The organism is Streptomyces sp. NPDC059443 (assembly GCF_042750105.1).
Taxonomy (GTDB): Bacteria; Actinomycetota; Actinomycetes; order Streptomycetales; family Streptomycetaceae; genus Streptomyces.
This window is the reverse complement of record NZ_JBHYVM010000018.1, coordinates 52,666-72,299: the sequence shown is the minus strand read 5'-3', so window position 1 is coordinate 72,299 and position 19,634 is coordinate 52,666. Positions and strand designations below refer to the sequence as shown.

Below are 19,634 nucleotides of genomic sequence, written 5' to 3'. Positions count from 1 at the left end.
TTGGTGGGCGACCCGCCCCGCGGATCGGCGGACCCTTAGACCGGGGCCGTCCGGCCGGTGCGCGCCGGACACCCCTGGGAGTCAGGGGCGGTACGAGAGAGGGGGATCAACCCCACTGGGAGGGGGATCAGCCCCGCCGAGAGGGGGATCAGCCCCACTGGGAGTCGTTCGTCACGCGGATCGGCGCGGGAGCGGGGCCCCACTGGGAGTCCGCGACGGTGACCGTCCGGGCGGGGGCCGAGTCGGTGGCGACACCGGCCGCGGCGACGACGGCAAGGGCGAGTGCGGCGAGGGCGAGACCGAGAGCGTTCTTGATCATTTTTGTACCTTGCTTCCTGAATCGTTCTGTCTGCCGAGGTAAAGACCTGACCTTGGTTCCCCACCGAAATCATGCGCGGCCATTGCCCTTCGACCAGCGGAAATCAGGCAGGATGATCGTGCAATGCGGGAACCAGCAGGATGGAAATATGTGCACGGGAACGGACATAGCGGCAGAAGGCCACAGGGTCGAGATCTGCGCAGACGGCCTTCAGTACTACTCGGACTCCCTGCAGGGCCGGGCCACCTCCGGCGAATGTCCGCAATGCCTGCTTGACCTGGGACTCGTCCAACTCCTGCCGAATGGCACCCTCGCACCCATACCGCCCCGGCTGGCCGCCGGAAGCCGTATGGAACGCCTGGAACAGGACATCGAGGAGAAGAAGAACGCACTGGCCTCCGTCCGCACGTCGATCTCCCGCGCGCAGGAGATCTATCTGGACAGTTACGGCCAGGGGAACTCTCACCTGATCCGGGCGCTCCAGGGCGCGGGCGCCATCAGCGCGACCCTTTCCGCGACCGTCCACGCCTGCCAGGAGGAACTGCTGACCGCCCAGCCCGGCGGCAGCCGTCCGCAGGAACTCCTCGACAAGGCACTGGCCAGCGACCTGACCGCGCTGAGCCGCGGAATCCGGCAGCGGACCATCTACCAGCACACCGTCCGCTCGCACCAGCCCACGCTGGAGTACGTGGAACAGATCTCCCAGGCCGGCGGCGAGGTCCGCACCCTGGACGAGGTCTTCGACCGGCTGATCGTCTGCGACCGCAGGATCGCGTTCGTCCCCGACCCCAGCTCGGAACGGAGCGAGATCGCCCTGGTCATCGAGCACCCCGGCGTGGTCCGCTACCTCGTCGGGATCTTCGACCACGCCTGGCAGCGCGCCTCGCCCCTGCGCAACTTCCCGAGCAGCCGGCTGCCGCCCCTGCTCACCGACGACATCCGCCGCGCGATCCTGCGCCACATGGTCAACGGCTACACGGACGAGGCCATCGCCTCCCGGCTCGGCATGAGCACCCGCAGCATCGCCAACCACATGCGCTGGGCCGCCGAACTCTTCGGCAGCCGCAGCCGGGCCCAGCTGGCCTACCTCATCGCGAAGAGCGGCTTCCTGGAGGACGGCCCGGAGTAGGCCGCCGGGGTGCGGCCGGCAACACTCCTGTGACGAGGGCCGCTTCACCTTCCCCGTGCCTTCATGTACGTTGTGCGGGCAACGCTCCCCGTGCTCGGCCTTCCCCGGCCGCCGCACCGCGCAGACCGGCTGGTTCCCCGTCATGCGCCGCGATGGGCCGCGCCCCGGTTCACCTCACCGGATGCTCGCGGGCCCCGTCACCCCGTTCGCCCCGCCCCCTCCGCCTCTCCCCGCCCCGTGGCCCCGGCCGCCCGCGCTCCGTCGCGGGCCGTGCCCGCCGGCCCGGGGCAGGAGCCGGCGGGCAGGGCCGCGGACCCGGCGCCGCTCCCACGCCCACCCCGGCGAAAGGAGGACGGGCCTTGACCGTCCACGCCACGTCCCGTTCCGCAGTACTGTCCGCCACACCGCCTCCGGGGTGCCCGATGCACGCGGCGGCCACCGGTCCCGCCGACACCCTCGACCTGGTCGACCCCGACCTCTACAGCAACGGCGACCCGCATCCCACGTGGCGCCGGCTGCGGAGCCTGGACACACTCACCCGCCACCAGGTCGACGACGAGCGCTGGTTCTGGAACGTCGTCCGCTTCGACGACTCCGACCAGGTCCTGCGCGACACCGCCACCTTCACCTCCGAGCGCGGCACCATGCTCGACCTGCTGGGTCTGGACGACCCGGCCAGCGGCAAGCAGCTCGCGGCCACCGACCCGCCCCGCCACACCGCGATGCAGGCCCGTCTGAAGAAGGCCCTGGCCATCAAGTCGGTCGACCAGCAGCGGGAGATGATCCGCGACCTGGTCGTCCCGCTCATCGAACCGCTCGGCGACGGCGGCACCTTCGACTTCGCCCAGGCCATGCTGGCGATGCCCATGTCGGTCACCGGCACCATGATGGGGCTGCCCACCGCGGACTGGGCCTGGCTCAACCGGCTCACCACCGTGTGCATCGCCGCCGACGACCCGGAGTACCAGGATCCGGGCGGCCGCGAGGCCACCCTGGAGAACGCCCACCGCGAACTGTTCGCCTACTTCCAGGACCTGGTGCGCTTCCGCCGCAACAACCTGGGCGACGACCTGCTGAGCGTGCTGATCTCCACCGAGTTCGAGGGCCGCCACATGGCCGCCGACGAGATCGTCGCGAACTGCTACAGCCTGCTGCTCGGCGCCAACGTCACCACCCCGCACGCACCCAACTTCGTCATGGCCGAGTTCATCGGCGGCGGGGTGCTCCAGGACTGGGCCGCCCATCCCGAACTCGACTCCACCGGCCTGGAGGAGGCCCTCCGCTGGGCCTCCCCCGTCAACCACTTCCTGCGGTACGCCACCCGCGACATCGAGATCCGCAACACGCTGATCAAGGCGGGCGACGCGGTCGTGGTCTGGCTGGGCTCCGCCAACCGCGACGACCGCGTCTTCAAGCGCGGCTCCGAGTTCGACATCCGCCGCAAGCCCAACAAGCACCTCGCCTTCGGCATCGGCCCGCACTACTGCATCGGGCACAGCGTCGCCCGCGTCAGCCTGAAGACCCTCTTCCACGAACTGTTCACCCGCTTCGAGGACTTCCAGCCGGCCGGCCGCCCCGAGCGGCTGCGCTCGAACTTCGTCTCCGGCTACAAGCACGTCCCCATCACCGCCCGCCCCGCGCGCGGCGGCAACGGACGCGTCCGGCGGGCCGGATGAACCGGGGCAGCCGGGTGAGCCCGGTGAGCCCGGTCGCGCCGACCGGCACTCCGTGGCTGCGCCGGTTCCACACCGCGCCGCCCGGCGCGCCGCGGGTGCTGTGCTTCCCGCACGCCGGCGGCAACGCCTCGTACTTCTTCCCGTTCTCGGCGGCCCTCGCGCCGCACGCCGATGTCCTGGTGGTCCAGTACCCGGGCCGTCAGGAGCGCTTCGACGAACCGTGCGTCGAGTCCCTGCACGAGCTCGCCGACCTGATCGCGGCCGAACTGCTCCAAGGCTCCTTCCTCGACCGCCCGTTCACGGTCTTCGGGCACAGCATGGGGTCCTCGCTCGCCTTCGAGGTGGCCTGCCGGCTGCGCGACGCGGGCCACCCGCCCGCCGCGCTCGCCGTCTCCGGCCGCCGCGCCCCCTCGGTGCCCGCGCCGGGCTCCGTCCACCTCGCCGACGACGAGACGCTCATCGCCGACATGAAGCTGCTGGGCGGCACCGACACCCGGATGCTCGACCACCCGGAGCTGCTGGCCGCGATCCTGCCCGCCGTGCGCAGCGACTACGTGGCCACCGAGACCTACCGGTTCGCCGGCGCCGACCCCCTGGACTGCCCGGTCACCGCCCTGATCGGCGACATCGACCCCCGGGTGGACGCGCCCATGGCCCTGGCCTGGCGCGACCACACCACGGGCCCCTTCCGGCTGTGCTCCTTCCCCGGCGGCCACTTCTACCTGGTACCCCACCTGGACTCCGTGATCGCGGAGCTGCTGGCCAACCTCCCGCGGCCCACCGCCGCCACGGCCTAGTTCTCCACCCCTGAACCGAAAGGCACCACAGTGAAATACCGCGTCATCGGCACCGCCCCCGAAACGCGCCGCGAAGTGAGCGTGCTGAGCCTCGGCACGATGACCTTCGGCACCACCGTCGACGAGGCCACCTCGTACGCGATCCTCGACCGCTTCGTCGAAGCGGGCGGCAACTTCATCGACACCTCCAACAACTACGCCTTCTGGGTGAACGGCACCCAGGGCGGCGAGAGCGAGGACCTCGTCGGCCGCTGGCTGCGCAGCCGCGGCATCGGCGACGAGGTCACCGTGGCCACCAAGCTCGGCGCCCGCCCCAACCAGCCCACCAGCGGCTTCAGCCGTGACGTGGAGGGCCTGTCCGCCAAGGTCATCCGCGAATCGGCGGAGCGCAGCCGCGAGCGCCTGGGCATCGAGCGCATCCACCTGCTGTACGCGCACATCATGGACGAGAACACCCCGCTGGAGGAGACCGTACGGGGCTTCGCCGAGGTCGTCGCGGACGGCACGGCCGGCCTGCTCGGCGCCAGCAACCACTGGGCGTGGCGCGTGGAGAAGGCCCGTACCCTGGCCGCCGCCGCGGGCGTACCGGGCTACGAGGTGCTCCAGCACCACCACAGCTACCTCCGCCAGCGCACCGACATCCCCAGCCTGCGCTCGCCCGACGGCAACCAGGGCCTGGTCAGCGGTGACCTGCTCAGCTACCTGCGGGACAACCCCTCGCTCACGCAGGTCTCGTACTCCCCGCTGATCTCCGGCGCCTACGTCCGCGACGACAAGCCGCTCGGTCCCGGCTTCGAGCACGCGGGCACCGAGCCCCGTCTGAAGGCGGTCCGCGAGGTCGCCGCCGAGACCGGCGCCACCGTCAACCAGGTGGTGCTGTCCTGGCTGATGGGCGGCGACATCCCGGTGCTCCCGCTGGTCGGCGCCTCCTCGGTGGCCCAGCTGGAGGAGAACCTCGGCGCGGTGGAACTCGAACTGACGGCGGAGCAGCGCGAGAAGCTCGACTCGGTGAACTGACCCGAACCGGAAGGCCGCCCCTCGGACCGGATCCACGATCCGGGCCGGGGGGCGCCTTCGAGGTGACCAACGCGGACTACCTGGCCCGGCTGGTCGGCGCGGGCCTGGGCGTGGCCCTGCTGCCGCCCGGGTACGCCGCCGGCCTGGCCGCATTGACCTCGATCGAGGTCACGGACGCCCCGGCCCGCGCCGAGTACGTGATCTGGGGCCGGGAGAGCCCCTCCCCGGCGGCCACGGCCTTCCTGGAGCTGCTGGGCGGCGCCTGACGGACCGGACCGCCCCTCCCGCTCGTCTCGGATGCGTGCGCCGGAGTGCGCTCACGGGACCGCTCGCGTAGTAGTGGACCCGGAGGGCGGGCCGGGTGGCGAAGAAGGGCGAGGACGAGGAGAGCCCCGTGGGCAAACGGATCAAGGGAGGCCTGGCCGGCCGGGCGGGCCTCTCGCTCGCGGCCGCCACGCTCCTGACCAGCTGCATCGCCCCGGGTTCCCCCAACGCCCGCACCGCCGCCCGGGCCGACGCAGATCGAACGCCGTGTACGCGCACCCTCGTGGGCGTGGCCCACCCCGATGACGATCTCTTCTTCATCAACCCGGAAATCATGGACACCATCCGCGCCGGATGCTTCGTCACCACGGTGTACCTCACCGATGGGGACGGTGATGAGGAGGTCCCGCAGGAACTGCGGAATTATGTGGCCAACAGGGAGTACGGGGTCCTCAAGGCGTACGCGGAAATGGCGGGCGTAGCCGATCAATGGAAACTGGACGAGGTACGGGTGGACGGCCGCACCATCCGCTCGTTCCGGCTTGCGGATCGAGGAAGGGGGCCGGACGTACGGCTCACTTTCGTGGGGCTGTACGACGGCGGGCCTCGCGGGCTGGAGCCCGACAGCCTTCTCCACCTGTTCGACGGAGAAAAGAAGGCGATCACCCCGGCCCAGGGCGGCCGGAGCTACAGCGAGGATCAGCTCCTGGCGACGCTTTCCTCCCTGGCCCGGCTGGCCCGCGCGGGGAGAATCCTCACCCTCGACCATGACAACGCTTCGTTCTCGGCGGGAACGAGCGGGCGGGTGGACCACAGCGACCACGGAATCACGGCGCGCTATTTCAGACAGGTCGCATACCGCACCGGAATTCCGCTGACGTCCTTCCTCGGGTACAACATGGCCCATTTGAAGAGGAACCTCACGCACGCGCAGGAGGCCGAGAAGGAAAACATCGCCCGGTGGTACATCGCGCACAGTAGATGCCCGCGTGAAATCGTGTGCGTGTCCAGGGAAATCTACAAGGGGCGTTTCCCGGCCGATGACCGCCGTTGGGTGCAGAGGCAGTACGCACAGGGCCACAGACCCCCGCGGCCGGGGGAGATCATGGGGGACATCGGCCGGACGACGATGTTCGGCGGCAGGGTGCCGGAACAGTGCCTCGACGTGCGGGGCGCTTCATGGGCGGCCGGTCTCGTCCGAATCGCCCACTGCGATGGTTCGGACGCCCAGAAGTGGGATGTGAGGAGCGACGGGACCATCAGGACCCGCTTGAACGGCGAACACTGTCTGACCGCGGTGGGCCGTGACGTCAAGGTCGAGGCGTGCGGGGCAGCACGGGCGGCGCAGAATTGGCGGCGCGTGCCGTGGGACAGCGCGACGTGGAAGCGTACCGCCTGGAAGTTCGCCGGGGCCGGGAACATGTGCCTCTACCAGAACGACCGGTTGCTGCCCCGGTGGAACGAGAACGAACGCAACAGCCCCCGGCTGGGTCTGGCGAGCTGCGACGGACCGGCTCAGCCCGAGTTGTACTGGCAGTGGGGCGCCTGAGGGTCTGCTCCACCGCGCGAGTCGCTAGACCGGCAGGGGGAATTGAGGGGCGTAGACGGCGCCCGGCGACGTGGACAGGGGCAGGTGGGCGCGCCCTTCCGATAGACACCACCCCGTGATCATTGACAACTACAGGAGATCGGCGGCCCGCCGTCGGTCTCTGCGCGGGGCAGGACGTCCATCGCGACCGGAAGGGGGGCGTCCATGTCGTCGAGACCGCGTCTCCGAGTGAACCGACGGGCGCTTCGCGCGGCGCGAGAGTGGTCGCGCACGGCGGTCGTCGCGCTGACCGTGACGCTGACCATCGCCGCCACGGCCGCCGGGGCGACCGCCGAGCCGCAGCCCAACGTACCGCCCAGGGCGAGCAGTTCCTCGCGGCCGGCCGACGGGGGCCAGGAGGAGAGGCGGGTACAGCCGGACGGCCAGGTCGACACCCGGACCCTGCCCAAGCCGCAGCGCGCCACCGGGGAGGAGGCGCAGCCCTTCCTGCCCGCCCCGAAGCTCGCGCGTTCTTCGCAGCGGGTGCCCAGCAGGCCCGTCTCCACCTCGCGCCTGGTCCCGAAGGCGGCCCCGGGCGGCGCGTCCCCGAAGGCGGTTCCGAACACGGCCGTGCTGGAACGGCTGAAGACCTTCTCGACGCTCGGGAACGTGAACAGCCGCATCCCCTCCGACACCCAGCTCGCGGTGGGGCCCACGTACATCATCCAGATGATCAACCGCAGCGCCCAGATCTACGACAAGGCCGGCAACACCGTGGGCAGCCCCTTCGACCTGGGAGCCTTCTTCGGCTTCGGGACGAACACGGGTACCGACCCGCGGGTGCACTACGACGCGGCGGTCGGCCGCTTCTACGCCTCCTACGAGTCGGACGCGGCCGGCGGTGACGAGATCCAGCTCGCCGTCAGCGACGACAACGACCCGAACGGCACCTGGACCCGCTACAACGTCGGCAGCAACACCTCGAACATCCAGCACGACCAGCCGAAGCTCGGCTACAGCAACAACAAGGTGACGCTGAGCTGGAACAACTACGACAGGGCCCACACCGGCGATCCCGACTTCGGGTTCCGGGGCGTGGTGACCGTGGTCGTCAACAAGGCGGAGCTGGTGGCCGCCGGGTCGATCACCTTCACGACCTTCGCGCCCGACACGGGCAAGTTCCAGGTGGTCCCCGCCGTTTCGCTGTCGGGGATCGACGACCAGCTCGCGATGTGGCACGGCGAGAGCAGCACGGACGTGCACGTGGTCACGATCACCGGTGTGCCCGGCGATCCGATGCAGCCGGTCGGCCAGAGCGACAACACCATCGCCATCGGAGCCGCCGCCCCGCCGCCCGTGGCCACCCAGCCGTCCGGCGGCGACGCCAACATCGACACCAACGACAGCCGGATGCTGTCGGTCGCCTGGCAGAACGACCACCTCTGGGGTGTCTTCAACGTTTCGTGCACTCCCCCCGGCGACACGGCCGCCCGTGCCTGCCAGCGCTACATCCAGATCTCGACCAGTGCGGGGCAGAGCCTGGCGACCAACTTCAACCTCGGTCTCGTGGGCGGACACATCTACTACGGGTCGGTGGTGATGAACGACGAGGACGACCTGTTCTCCGGCTTCACCGCCTCCTCGACCAGCATGTTCCCCACCGCGGTCGCGATCGGAGTCCCGGGCGGCAACTTCCCGGGGACGACGGTCGGCGACTTCTACGCCGCGGGCACGCAGGCCTACTCCGCCGGATTCCGCTGGGGCGACTACTCGGGCATCGCCCGTGACCCGAGCCACCCCAAGGACGCCTGGACGGTCCAGCAGATCGGCGGCCTGGCCGGCGGCGACTGGGGCACCGCGATGGACCGCGTCACGCTGTCCCCGCCCACGGTCACCGGCGTCACCCCGAACCACGGGCCCGAACGGACCTCGTGCGTGAACACCGTGACGGTGCGCGGTACGGAGTTCCCGACGAGCGGCACCACCGTCAAGTTCGGCTCCGTAGCCGCCTCGAACGTGAGCGTCACCGGGCCCGAAGAGCTGACCGCGGAGGCACCGCCGCAAGCGCGGGGCACCGTGGACGTCACCGTGACCACCCCCAACGGCACCAGCCCGACCAGTGGCGCCGACCAGTACACGTACGACGCGGACACCTCCGCGCCGACCGCCTCCGCGAGCGTCTCACCGTCGGCGAACGGCGCCGGGTGGAACACCACCAGCCCGGCGACGGTCAACATCAGCGCCGGTGACGGGTCCTGCGGCTCCGGTGTCCAGAAGATCACCTACAGCGCGAGCGGCGCCCAGCCGATCGCGTCCACCGACGTGACGGGCGCCGGCGCCGCCGTGCCGATCACGGCGGACGGCGTGACCACGGTGACGTACACCGCCACCGACAACGCCGGCAACACCTCCGCACCGCAGACGGTCACCGTGCGGCTCGACACCGCGGCGCCGTCGATCACCATCGTCCGGCCGGCGGCCGGCACCTACCTCTACCGCCAGCCGGTCAGCGCGTCCTACTCGTGCACGGACGCCACCTCCGGACTGGCGAGCTGCGTCGGTACGGTTCCCAACGGCAACCCGGTCAACACCTCGACCCTCGGCGCGCACACGTTCACCGTGAACGCCAAGGACATCGCCACCAACCCGTCGACGAAGAGCGTCACCTACAACGTGGCGTACCGGATCTGCCTGCTCTACGACCCGACGCGGCCGGTCCGCCTGCTGGGCCAGGTCGTGCTCAGCCTGCGGATCTGCGACGCGAACGGCAACAACCTCTCCAGCTCGAACATCACCCTGACCTCCGTGCGGGTCACCGGCCCCGTCACGAGGCCGGTCACCGGCCGGTTCGTCTACAGCGCGCTGTTCTCAAACTACAGCCTCCCCGTCAGCACGCGGGGGCTGCCGAACGGCGACTACAACCTCGAATTCACCATCAGCGGAGCGGACACCACGACCCACGTGGCCCCGTTCACGCTGCGCTGACACGCATCCACGCACACCGGCCCGGACCCGTCCTCGGGTCCGGGCCCTCTGCTGCCCGTACTCCTCATTCGATCTCGGTTGACCGTCAAATACCTTTAATTGACTACCACTTGATCAGACTCCTCCTTCCCCTCCTGTCGCGTGCACGCCAAGCTCTCCCCTGAGTGGACGGGCCACATCCGGTGCCCGTCCGAGGGAGGAGAGCGCATGATGCCCCAACGGCATCGGCGGCGGTTCATGACCTGCACCGTCGTGGCGGCCGCGTTCGGTCTGGTGAGCAGCCAGGCTTTCGCGGCACCCGGTGACACCAGTCCCCGGCCCTGGAACGCGCGCCACCAAGCCGACATCGGCCGCCAGCACACCAAGGCGGTGACCAGCGGGCACGGCGCGTCCGCCTTCGCGGCGTCGGAGAGCGGGGACGGCGGTTCGGACGAGGCGGAGAACTCCGCCGAGGGCACCGCCCAGTACACCGAGGCCCGCACGGCGCCCGGAGTGGTCGCCCCCGGGGCCTACGGGGCCGCCTGGGCCCAGTTGCAGTCCATGCAGCACACGCGCGGCGACTGGGACCACGTCACCGGCAAGGCGTACAACTCCGACGACCCCCGCTACCGGGATCTGAACTCCAACTCCAGCGGCGGCTCGGGCAACGTCACCGGGCGCATCACCGGAGTCGCCGCCGACGACCAGGGCTACGTGTACGCGGGCGGCGCCAACGGCGGCGTCTTCCGGTCGAAGACCGGCGGCGGACACTGGGAGCCGATCGCCGACAAGCTGCCCTCGCTCTCCACCGGGACCCTGGCCCTGGACGGCTCCAAGCGGCTCTGGTACGCCACCGGAGAGTCCAACACCGGCGCCACCTCGTACGTCGGGACCGGCGTGTACGTGCTCGCCGATCCGCGGCACGGGCAGTTCCAGCCCGGCGGCCGGGTGGGCGGCGCGGAGCTGGAGAGCACCACCATCCACGCCCTGCGCTTCGCCGGCACCACCGTGTGGGCGGCCACCAGCCGGGGCGTGTGGTCGCACTCGGCCACCACCCTCTCGGGGCCGTGGAAGCTGGAGTTCGCGCCCAACCCCGATTATCTGCCGGGTGGTTCCAAGGCCTCCGAACCCAGCGCACCGTACAAGAACATCGCCAACGACATCGCGGTGGACCCGAAGGACCCGTCCAAGGTGCTCCTCGCCGTCGGCTGGCGCGGCGGGGACACGTACAACGGCCTGTACGGCAAGCAGGGCGACGGCAGCTGGAAGCAGGTCGGCGGGCTCGGCGACCTGCCGGTGAACAGCGAGGACGTCGGCAACATGACGTTCGCGTCCGCCGCGGACGGTTCGCGCATGTACGCCGTCGACCAGTCCCCGGCGCAGACGGCCTCCGACCCGAACAGCGGGCTCAAGGGCGTCTACGTGTCCAGGAGCGGCTCGCCGTTCGGGCCGTGGACGCAGATCGCCGACTACCCCAAGCTGAGGGCATCCGGCTCGGCGCTCCAGGACGAGGGCTACGAGCCGGGCATCCAGTCCTGGTACAACCAGTTCCTCCAGATCGACCCGGACAACGCCGACCACGTCTACCTGGGCCTGGAGGAGGTGTTCGAGACCAAGAACGGCGGGGCGGACTGGACCACCCCGGGACCGTACTGGAACTTCGGATTCCCCTGCTGGAGCATCGACCCGGCCAAGCAGACCGGCGACTGCTCCGCGACCACGCATTCGGACCAGCACGCGGTCGCGGTCGGCAGCTACCAGGGCAAGACCTATGCGTTCGTCGGCAACGACGGCGGCGTCTACCGCCGCCCGCTGAACGGCGCGCTCGACGCCGGCGGCCACGCCAAGGACTGGCAGTCGCTGAACGACGGCACCATCGACACCCTCCAGTACTACTCGGTGGGCGTCGGCAAGGACCGCACCTACGGCGGGTTCTCGGTCAGCGGCGGGCTCCAGGACAACGGCCAGTCGATCCTGCGCGGCCGCGACAAGGTCATGGGATCCAACTTCGGCGGCGACGGAGCGGACACCATCGTCGACCCCGGCAACGGCTGCAACATCGCCGAGGAGTACGTCTACCTCGACATGTGGGTCACCCAGAACTGCGGGGCGAACGACGGCTCCTGGACCACCGACCCGGCCAAGGCCACCGAGTACGAGGTCGCCCCGCCCGACAAGGCCCTCGGCGGCGCGGGCGCCCGCTTCATCGCGCCGATCACCTCCGACGCCAAGGACGTCAACACCTGGGTGGCCGGCGGACGGCACGTGTGGGTCCAGAACAAGGGCTTCGCGATCCGCTCCGGCGCGGAGTGGAAGAACGCCTTCGACCTCGGCGAGGGCCACGTCGCCACCGCCGTCGCCTCCTCCGGCGGCACCGTCTACGTCGGCTGGTGCGGCCCCTGCAACAACCAGGGCTTCACCCGCGGCATCGCCGTCGGCAAGGCGGACGGCACCGGCTGGCACCAGCTCGACCTCCCGGTCGACGGCAACGTCCCCAACCGCTACATCTCCGGCTTCGACATCGACCCGGCCGACGCCCAGCACGTGTACGTGGCCGTCAACGGCTTCTCCCGCAAGTGGACCGAGGGCCCCGGCGCGGGCGTGGGCCACGTCTTCGAATCGAAGAACGGCGGCGCCGCCTGGACCGACATCTCGGCGAACCTCCCGGACGTCCCCGCCGACACCGTGCGGATCCTGCCGAACGGCGGCCTCGCCCTCGGCACCGACCTGGCCGCCTTCTACCGGCCCGCCGGCTCCGACCAGTGGCAGGTCCTCGGCAAGAACCTGCCCACCACGGCCGTCATGCAGCTGAAGCTCGGCCCGGACGGCGACCTGTACGCCGCCACGCACGGGCGCGGCATCTGGTCCTTCGACGTACGGCGCCTGGGAGGCCGTAACGACTGACCGGAGCGTGATGACCTGACGGCCGGTGTGCGCCCCAACCTGCGAAGGGGCGCACACCGGCCGTTGCTCATGGGCGGGGGCACGCGGCGACGTCCAGCGGGGCGAGCCGTCCCACCCTTTCGGGTGGCCGAGGTTTGCGTGATCACCATACGTCAGGCGATGATCACGGTCCGTGAAGACCGCTTCCCCTTCGGGCCGCATCCGCTTGCCGGTGCGGTTACCCGGCCTGTCCTCCCCCGGTCGAACGGGACGCCCGGCCCGACAGCCGTGCCCGCGGATTCGCCGCACGACGGGCACGGGCGTCGGGTGCCCGCGCCCCGGCCCCCTCCGACCGTTCAGGAGAAGCATGACCACGACCACGCCTGCCGCCACCAGCGTCCGGTCCGGCACGAGCGCCGCCGAGATCGCCTTCCACTACGACGTCGGCAACGACTTCTACGCGCTCTGGCTCGACGAGACGCTCAGCTACTCGGCGGGCCTGTGGGACGGCGTCGACGGCGATCCGGCCGACACCGAAGCCCTCACCCGGGCCCAGCGCGCCAAGCTCGACCACCACCTGGACCTGGCGGGCGCGTCCGGTACCGAGGGTTTCCGGCTCCTCGACGTCGGCTGTGGCTGGGGCGGGATGCCGGCCCACGCGGTCACCACGGGACGGGTCCAGGAGGCCACCGGGCTCACCATCTCCCCGGCCCAGCACGCCCACATCACCGCCCGGGCCCAGCCCGGGGTGTTTCCGCTGCTGGAGAGCTGGGACGCGCACACCGCCGCGCTGCCGTACGACGGAATCGTCTCGGTCGGAGCCTTCGAGCACTTCGTCACCGGCGCCATGAGCACCGAGGAGCGACTCGCCGTCTACGGCGCGTACTTCGAGAAGTGCCACGGCTGGCTGCGCCCCGGCGGACGGATGTCCCTGCAGACCATCGCGTACGACGACCAGACCGGACCCGACGGGCCGGTCGGCCGGTTCGTGTTCAGCAGCGTCTTCCCCGGTGCCGCCCTGCCCCGGCTCGCCGAGATCACGGCGGCGTGCGACCCGTACTTCTCGGTGACCGTGCTGACCGCCGCCCCCGACGACTACGCGCGCACCCTGCAAGGCTGGTCGGCCCGGCTGGTGCGGGCCCGCCGCGAGGCGGAGGAGCTGGTGGGGGCCGACGGATTCCGGCGCTACCGGCTGTACCTGCGGGCCTCCGAGGCCACGTTCCGGCGGCGGGCGGCCACGCTGTACCGGATCGGATTCCGGCGGCGCGACGAGCAGCTGCGGACGGTCCGCGACGGCGGAACCGTGCGCGGCAGCTGGACGGTGCGCGACGGCGGAACGGGGCACGCGTCGTGACGCGGCGCCAGGCGTGGGCGGCGACGGCGGTCGTCTGCTCGGCACTGTTCCTGATCGGCCTGGACTTCACCGTGCTGAACGTGGCGATCCCCGGGCTCCGGCGGGACCTGGGCCCGTCGATGGCCGAGACCCAGTGGATCGTGGACGGGTACGCCCTCACGCTCGGCGCCTGCGTTCTGGCCGCCGGCACGCTCAGCGACACGTACGGCAGGCGGCGGGCGTTCCTCGCCGGGCTGGCCGTCTGCGCCCTCGCCTCCGTGGGCGGCGCGCTGGCCGGCGGCCCCGCGCAGGTGGTGGCGGCCCGGTGCGGGATGGGACTGGGTGCGGCGCTCTTCATGCCCGCGACGCTGTCCACGATCGCCCACGTCTTCCGCGGGGCGGCCGCCGACCGGCGCCGGGCGATGTCCCTGTGGGCCGCCGTCGCCGGGATCGGCACGCTCACCGGGCCGGTCGCGGGCGGCTGGCTGGTGGAGCACGCCTCGTGGCGGGCGGCCTTCTGGCTCAACGTGCCGGTGGCCCTCGGCGTGTTCGCGGCGGCCGTGGTGCTCGTACCCGAATCCACCGGCCCCAGCCCGCGGCCGCTGGACCGCCGCGGGGCCCTGCTGTCCTCGGGCGGACTCCTCGCGCTGGTCTGGGGCATCATCGAGGCGCCCGGGCGGGGCTGGACCAGCGGACCGGTACTGGCCGCCTTCGCCGTCGCGGCGGCGCTGCTGGTGTTCTTCGCCCGCTGGCAGACGCGCTGCCCGGCGCCGATGCTGCCGCTCGCGGTGGCCCGGAACGGGCGGGCGGCGGTGGCCTCGCTCGCACTGGCGCTGATGTCCTTCGCGGTGTTCGGCGCGATGTTCATCCTGACGCTGTACCTCCAGCAGGTGCGCGGGCTGAGCCCCTGGGAAGCGGGGATCCGCATCACCCCGCTCTCCCTCGGCCTGGCCCTCGGCGCGGGAGCGGCGGCGGTCGTCTCGAAGCGGTACGGCGCGCGGGCGGCGGTGTCGGCGGGGCTCCTCCTGATCGCCGCGGGCTGCGCCGTCCTCGCGGGCGACACCCGGGTACTGGCCTTCGAGGGGCTAGCCGGCTTCGGAGCGGGACTGGTGGCACCGGTGGCCACGGAGTGTCTGATGGCCATGGTTCCGGAAGAGTCCTCGGGCCTCGGCTCCGCCCTCAACGACGCGTCGCGGCAGGTCGGTTCCACCCTGGGCGTGGCCGTGCTCGGCTCCGTACTGGCCACGGTCTCGGCCGGGGACGGCGCGGCCGATGCCGACGCCTTCGTCCGGGGCATGGCCGCCGCCGCCTGGACCGCGGCGGCGGTCACCCTGGCGGGCGCGGTCCTCGCCTGGCTCCGCCTGCCGGGCCCCGACACGGCGCCGGCCCGGCCGGCACCGGACGCCGAGCCGCTTCCGGCGCTCGCCCTCCAGGGCCACGGCGCGCGGCAACCGGACGGCTGAACCTCCCGGCACGCCACCCCCTGCCCGACATCCCGAGATCTCGACGTCTCGACATCTCAACATCTCGACATCCACAGACACGCCCTCACCGACCAGGACGTCCCCCTCCATGTCTTCTGCCACCACCTCCAGCCCCGGACCGCGCGGGCGGCGGCTCGTCGCCGCCGCTGTCGCCCGCCTCTACACCCGGCTGCTGATGAAGCGTCCGCCCGAGCGCCACCTCGTCTCCTCGCCGGACGGACGGTACGGAACGGGCGAGGGCGAGCCGCTCCCCCTGCTGCTGCTCGGCGACTCCCTCGCCCGCGGCGTAGGGGTGCGTACCGCCGAGGACACCCTCGGAGCCCGGCTGGCCCACGCCCTCGCCGAGGCCACCGGCACCCCGGTCAACCTGCGCGTGCTGGCCCGGTCCGGAAGCACCAGCGCCGGCCTGCACCGCCAGCTCGACCGCATCCACGGTGACGACCACGGCGACCGCGGCATCGCCGTGTTGATCATCGGAAGCAACGACACCCTGCTCCCGGCTCCGCTCGGGCGGGCCGCCCGCCACTTCGAGACCGCGGTCGAACAGCTGCGGTCGGCCGGCCGGCAGGTCGTCGTCATGCCCTGCCCCGACCCCGGAAACGCCCCGGGCTTCCGCGCTCCGGTCCGCTGGGTGGCTTCGCTCCGGGCGCGCAGGCTGGGCCGGATGCAGTGCCGCGCCGCCGAGCGGCTCGGCGCCCTGACCGCGGCGTCCGCGGTCGACGACTTCCGGGTCCGGGCCACCGAACTCCTCAGCGCGGACGGCGTCCACCCCTCGCCGCAGGGCTACGCGGAACACGCCGTGCGCGTACTCCCCACCCTCCTCGAAGCGCGGGCGGCCCATCACGAAACCTCCCGGGTGACCGCCACCTGACATGCCCGGCCCCCGTTCGTCGGAGAAATCGTGGTTCCGGTCAATGGCCGGAGAGTTCCGGCCGCCCGGCCGACGGGGCGCATGGGGTGATCACCGCCAGGGCAGAGCTGATCGCCGTGAAAGCCGATGGCCGTCGTCGCCGGAGCGGCGTCGAGGAGGGGATCGCAGTGAACGCAGGCGAGAGCGTACGGCGGCATGCCGGAAGTGAGGGCTGCGAAGTGGAGGAATTCCTCGCGCTCTCCAGCCATCTGACCGGCTTCGGCCCCGACGAACTGCGCGAGGGCGGCCTGGCGTCCGAACTCCTGGCCGTGGTCCTGGACCAGATCGGCACGGAGACCTACCGGCGGCTGGCGGCGGCTCCCGACGCACCCGACGAGGAACTCGTGGCGGCGGCCGAGGCATTGACCCTCCTCTGGTACACCGGAAACCGTCCGGGACCGGCCGGCGGTGGCGGCCCGTTCGTGGTGTCGCCCCGGACCTATGCCGGCGCTCTGGTCTGGCGGGCCATCGGCGGACACGCCCCGGGCACCTCCGCGCCGGGCTTCGGAAGCTGGGCCGCGCCGGCGGACGTCCGCGACGCACGTCCGGGCCGGCAACGATGACCGAACCCGAAGCCGACAGGTACGACGTGATCGTCGTCGGCGCCGGCATCGCCGGCTCGCTCGTCGCCCGGCAGCTGGGCGATCGCGGCCGCCGCGTACTCGTACTGGAGGCAGGTGCCCGCGCGGCCGACCCGGAGCAGGGGCATCACGACGCCCTAGAACGGTTCCTGACGGCGTCGGCGAAGGTGCCCGGCTCGCCCTACCGCATGCACGAGGCGACCCCGTGGCCGGAGGTCACCGACCTCACCGGCACCGACGACGGCGGCTACCGCTCCGACGGGTACCTCGTCCAGCGCGGCGCACTCCCCTATGCCAGCGGGTACGTACGGGTCAACGGCGGCACCGGCAACATCTGGACCGGGCTCACCCCGCGCATGCTGCCCGAGGACTTCGACACCGAGGCGTTCGGCTACGGCCGCAGCTGGCCCCTCACCTACGAGGACCTCGAACCGTACTACCGCGCGGCGGAGTTCGCGATCGGGGTGTCGGCCGACGTCGACGAGCAGCGCGACGCGCTGGGCCTGCCCTTCCCCGACGACTACGTCTTCCCCATGCGGGCCCTGCCCCCGACCCGTGTCGACACGGTGATCGCCGGGCGTCTGGACGGCCGCCGGGTCCGGGAACCCCGCACCGGAGAGCCGGTGGAACTGCGCGTGGTGGGCACACCACAGGGCCGGAACGGCATCCCGAACCCCCGCTACGGGGGCGGGGCCGGCTTCCAGCCGGTAGGTGCGCACGGGCGCGCCGATCCGGGCAGTCGCTGCGTGGGCAGCGCGACCTGTATCCCCCACTGCCCCTCGCACGCCAAGTACACCCCGCTCAAGACCCAGGCGGGCTGGGGTCCTTCGGTCACGCTCCGGGACCGGGCCGTGGTCAGCCGCATCCTCGTCGACGCGGCGGGCCGGGCCACCGGAGTGGAACACCTGACGTATCCGCAGGCGGACGGAGGTCAGGCTGGCGGAGGTACCGGCCGCCACACGGTGCACGCGGACGTGGTGGTCCTGGCCGCCCACGCGATCGAGAACGCGAAGCTGCTGCTCCTGTCCGGCCTCGCCAACGGCAGCGGGCAGGTGGGACGCAACCTGATGGACCATCCGGTGCTGCTGACCTGGGGCCTGCTGCCCGAGCAGGTGGGCCCGTACCGGGGGCCGGGCTCCACCTCGGGGTTCGAGGGGTTCCGGGCCGGCCCGGCCCGTCGCCTGCGCGCGCCGTTCCGGATCGAGATCGGCAACTGGGGCTGGGTCTGGGCCAAAGGCCCCGTAGACACGGACATCGCCGAGCTGACACGTGCGGCGGGACCTGACCGGCCCGGGCTGCGGGGCCGCGCGCTGAGGGAGGCGGTGGCCGACCGCATCGGACGGCGGTTCACGCTCCAGTTCGAGATGGAGCAGAGCGCGGACCCTGCCAACCGGGTCACTCTCGACCCCCGCCACCGCGACCGGCTCGGCCTGCCCCGCCCGGTGGTGACCTACGGCCTGTCCACGCACGTCAAGGACGGCATCGCGGCGGCCAAGGCGGTGTCCGACCAGATCTTCGCGCTGCTGGGCGCGGAGGACCACACCGCCTTCGAGGCCGTCTCCTGGCCCGGACGGTTCGAACACCGGGGCCGGACCTACGGCTATCGCGGCGCGGGCCACGCCGCCGGCACGCACATCATGGGCGCCGACCCGACCACGTCGGTCGTCGACCAGTGGCAGCGCTGCTGGGACCACCCCGGCCTGTACGCGGTGGGCTGCGGCAGCATGCCGTCGGTGGCGACCTCCAACCCCACCCTGACCATGGCCGCCCTCGCCCTGCGCAGCGCCGAACGGATCGAAGCCGACCTGGCCGACCGCGACCGCCCCGTCACCACGGCAGCCGGCCAAGCCACCACCCCAGCCACCCGAGCCACCCCAGCCACCTGACCCTTCTTCGGAGCCGCCCCGTGACCCCCGTGCCCCTGCCGCCCGTCGCCGCGCCCTACCAGCTCCCCTTCCACTACGGGGCGCTCCACAACATCGGCCTGGACTACCTCGTCGACCCCGATCCTGTGCGCCAGGTACTGGCGAAGCACCATCCGGCCCTGACCGCGGCGGACTTCGACGGCCGGTGCCTGGTCTCACTGAACTACCAGCTCTACTTCGCCCAGTACCCGTCCGGCGGGGGCATCACCCAGGAGATCGAAGTCAACATCGTCGCCCACCCCACGGCGGCGGCGCGGCGGATCCCGCAGGTGAGCTACCAGCAGTACGCCCAGGGCTACGACCAGACCAAACTGCTCGGCATCGCCCGCATCCACGTGCTGTGCGACAACGCGCTGGCCATCGACGCCGGGCGCACCCTGTACGCGGAACCCAAGTACCCGGGCTGGTTCACGGTGGAGATGCCCTCGCTCAACGGCCCCGCCGGCGACACCTGGAACATCCACTGCCACGCCGCCGAGGCCACGGCCGACGGAGGCATCGACCGCCGCGACACGGAACTGTTCTCCTTCAGCGCCCACCTGGGCCGGCTCACGTCCGTCCCCGCGAACAACACCCCGATCACCGGCTACGGCACCGATGCCGCGGGCACCGCACTCGCCGGTCCGATGAACGTCTACCAGCCCTACCGCTGGTACGACCTCAGCGGCCCGGCCTCCGACTGCTCCCGACTCACCGTGCACGACCCGGTCACCCCCGTCGGCCAAGACCTCCTGCGCCTCATCCACTCCACCCCCGCAGCCGGCGCCTGGACCTTCCAGTCACCCCCCGTCGCCGCCCACAACCACCCCTACTACCTGTCCTGA

At 71.6% G+C, this 19,634-nt stretch carries 14 protein-coding genes and 1 pseudogene; 14 read left to right on the top strand and 1 reads right to left on the bottom strand.

What is annotated here, in order from left to right; all coding sequences use genetic code 11:
• Positions 1-148: 148 nt before the first annotated feature.
• Positions 149-319 carry a hypothetical protein gene (locus tag ACFXDJ_RS19110; RefSeq protein WP_384655791.1) on the bottom strand — a complete coding sequence of 57 codons (171 nt, stop codon included), beginning with the start codon at positions 317-319 and terminating at the stop codon, positions 149-151.
• 148 nt (positions 320-467) lie between these two features.
• Between ACFXDJ_RS19110 and ACFXDJ_RS19105 the strand changes: the two genes are divergently transcribed.
• The 14 genes and pseudogenes from ACFXDJ_RS19105 (at position 468) to ACFXDJ_RS19040 (ending at position 19,634) form a co-directional block, all read left to right on the top strand.
• The gene (locus ACFXDJ_RS19105; protein ID WP_384655794.1) at positions 468-1,448 is read left to right on the top strand and encodes a LuxR family transcriptional regulator; all 981 of its coding nucleotides are present in this window, start codon (positions 468-470) and stop codon (positions 1,446-1,448) included.
• Between the two features lie 422 nt (positions 1,449-1,870).
• Positions 1,871-3,124 (top strand): cytochrome P450, encoded by a 1,254-nt coding sequence (locus ACFXDJ_RS19100; protein ID WP_384655797.1) that lies wholly within the window; start codon positions 1,871-1,873, stop codon positions 3,122-3,124.
• Between the two features lie 23 nt (positions 3,125-3,147).
• On the top strand, positions 3,148-3,921 hold the full coding sequence (locus tag ACFXDJ_RS19095; protein WP_384655799.1) for a thioesterase II family protein: 774 nt from the start codon (positions 3,148-3,150) through the stop codon (positions 3,919-3,921).
• A gap of 30 nt (positions 3,922-3,951) precedes the next feature.
• Positions 3,952-4,938 carry an aldo/keto reductase gene (locus ACFXDJ_RS19090; protein WP_384655802.1) on the top strand — a complete coding sequence of 329 codons (987 nt, stop codon included), beginning with the start codon at positions 3,952-3,954 and terminating at the stop codon, positions 4,936-4,938.
• A 53-nt stretch (positions 4,939-4,991) separates the two neighbouring features.
• Positions 4,992-5,204, top strand: a pseudogene (locus ACFXDJ_RS19085) (LysR substrate-binding domain-containing protein); the annotation flags it as partial.
• A gap of 287 nt (positions 5,205-5,491) precedes the next feature.
• Complete coding sequence (locus ACFXDJ_RS19080; RefSeq protein ID WP_384655805.1) at positions 5,492-6,751, top strand: ricin-type beta-trefoil lectin domain protein; 1,260 nt, start codon at positions 5,492-5,494, stop codon at positions 6,749-6,751.
• Positions 6,752-6,979: 228 nt separating this feature from the next.
• Positions 6,980-9,715 carry an OmpL47-type beta-barrel domain-containing protein gene (locus ACFXDJ_RS19075; protein WP_384849754.1) on the top strand — a complete coding sequence of 912 codons (2,736 nt, stop codon included), beginning with the start codon at positions 6,980-6,982 and terminating at the stop codon, positions 9,713-9,715.
• Positions 9,716-9,922: 207 nt separating this feature from the next.
• Positions 9,923-12,598 carry a WD40/YVTN/BNR-like repeat-containing protein gene (locus ACFXDJ_RS19070; RefSeq protein ID WP_384849751.1) on the top strand — a complete coding sequence of 892 codons (2,676 nt, stop codon included), beginning with the start codon at positions 9,923-9,925 and terminating at the stop codon, positions 12,596-12,598.
• 346 nt (positions 12,599-12,944) lie between these two features.
• The gene (locus ACFXDJ_RS19065; RefSeq protein ID WP_384649524.1) at positions 12,945-13,931 is read left to right on the top strand and encodes a class I SAM-dependent methyltransferase; all 987 of its coding nucleotides are present in this window, start codon (positions 12,945-12,947) and stop codon (positions 13,929-13,931) included.
• Positions 13,928-15,373 carry an MFS transporter gene (locus ACFXDJ_RS19060; protein ID WP_384649526.1) on the top strand — a complete coding sequence of 482 codons (1,446 nt, stop codon included), beginning with the start codon at positions 13,928-13,930 and terminating at the stop codon, positions 15,371-15,373. The genes ACFXDJ_RS19065 and ACFXDJ_RS19060 overlap by 4 nt, the downstream gene beginning before the upstream one ends.
• 109 nt (positions 15,374-15,482) lie before the next feature.
• Positions 15,483-16,265 (top strand): SGNH/GDSL hydrolase family protein, encoded by a 783-nt coding sequence (locus ACFXDJ_RS19055; protein ID WP_384649528.1) that lies wholly within the window; start codon positions 15,483-15,485, stop codon positions 16,263-16,265.
• Positions 16,266-16,432: 167 nt separating this feature from the next.
• The gene (locus ACFXDJ_RS19050; protein ID WP_384649530.1) at positions 16,433-16,867 is read left to right on the top strand and encodes a hypothetical protein; all 435 of its coding nucleotides are present in this window, start codon (positions 16,433-16,435) and stop codon (positions 16,865-16,867) included.
• Positions 16,864-18,771, top strand: a complete 1,908-nt coding sequence (locus ACFXDJ_RS19045) for a GMC family oxidoreductase (RefSeq protein WP_384849747.1) — start codon at positions 16,864-16,866, stop codon at positions 18,769-18,771. Before ACFXDJ_RS19050 ends, ACFXDJ_RS19045 begins: the two co-directional genes overlap by 4 nt.
• A gap of 20 nt (positions 18,772-18,791) precedes the next feature.
• Positions 18,792-19,634, top strand: a complete 843-nt coding sequence (locus tag ACFXDJ_RS19040) for a hypothetical protein (RefSeq protein ID WP_384849744.1) — start codon at positions 18,792-18,794, stop codon at positions 19,632-19,634.

Excerpts from the sequence above, each read along its gene's own strand:
- ACFXDJ_RS19110 (WP_384655791.1), bottom strand. The coding sequence starts at position 319 with ATGATCAAGAACGCTCTCGGTCTCGCCCTCGCCGCACTCGCCCTTGCC.
- ACFXDJ_RS19105 (WP_384655794.1), top strand. The coding sequence starts at position 468 with ATGTGCACGGGAACGGACATAGCGGCAGAAGGCCACAGGGTCGAGATC.
- ACFXDJ_RS19100 (WP_384655797.1), top strand. The coding sequence starts at position 1,871 with ATGCACGCGGCGGCCACCGGTCCCGCCGACACCCTCGACCTGGTCGAC.
- ACFXDJ_RS19070 (WP_384849751.1), top strand. The coding sequence starts at position 9,923 with ATGATGCCCCAACGGCATCGGCGGCGGTTCATGACCTGCACCGTCGTG.
- ACFXDJ_RS19065 (WP_384649524.1), top strand. The coding sequence starts at position 12,945 with ATGACCACGACCACGCCTGCCGCCACCAGCGTCCGGTCCGGCACGAGC.
- ACFXDJ_RS19055 (WP_384649528.1), top strand. The coding sequence starts at position 15,483 with ATGTCTTCTGCCACCACCTCCAGCCCCGGACCGCGCGGGCGGCGGCTC.
- ACFXDJ_RS19045 (WP_384849747.1), top strand. The coding sequence starts at position 16,864 with ATGACCGAACCCGAAGCCGACAGGTACGACGTGATCGTCGTCGGCGCC.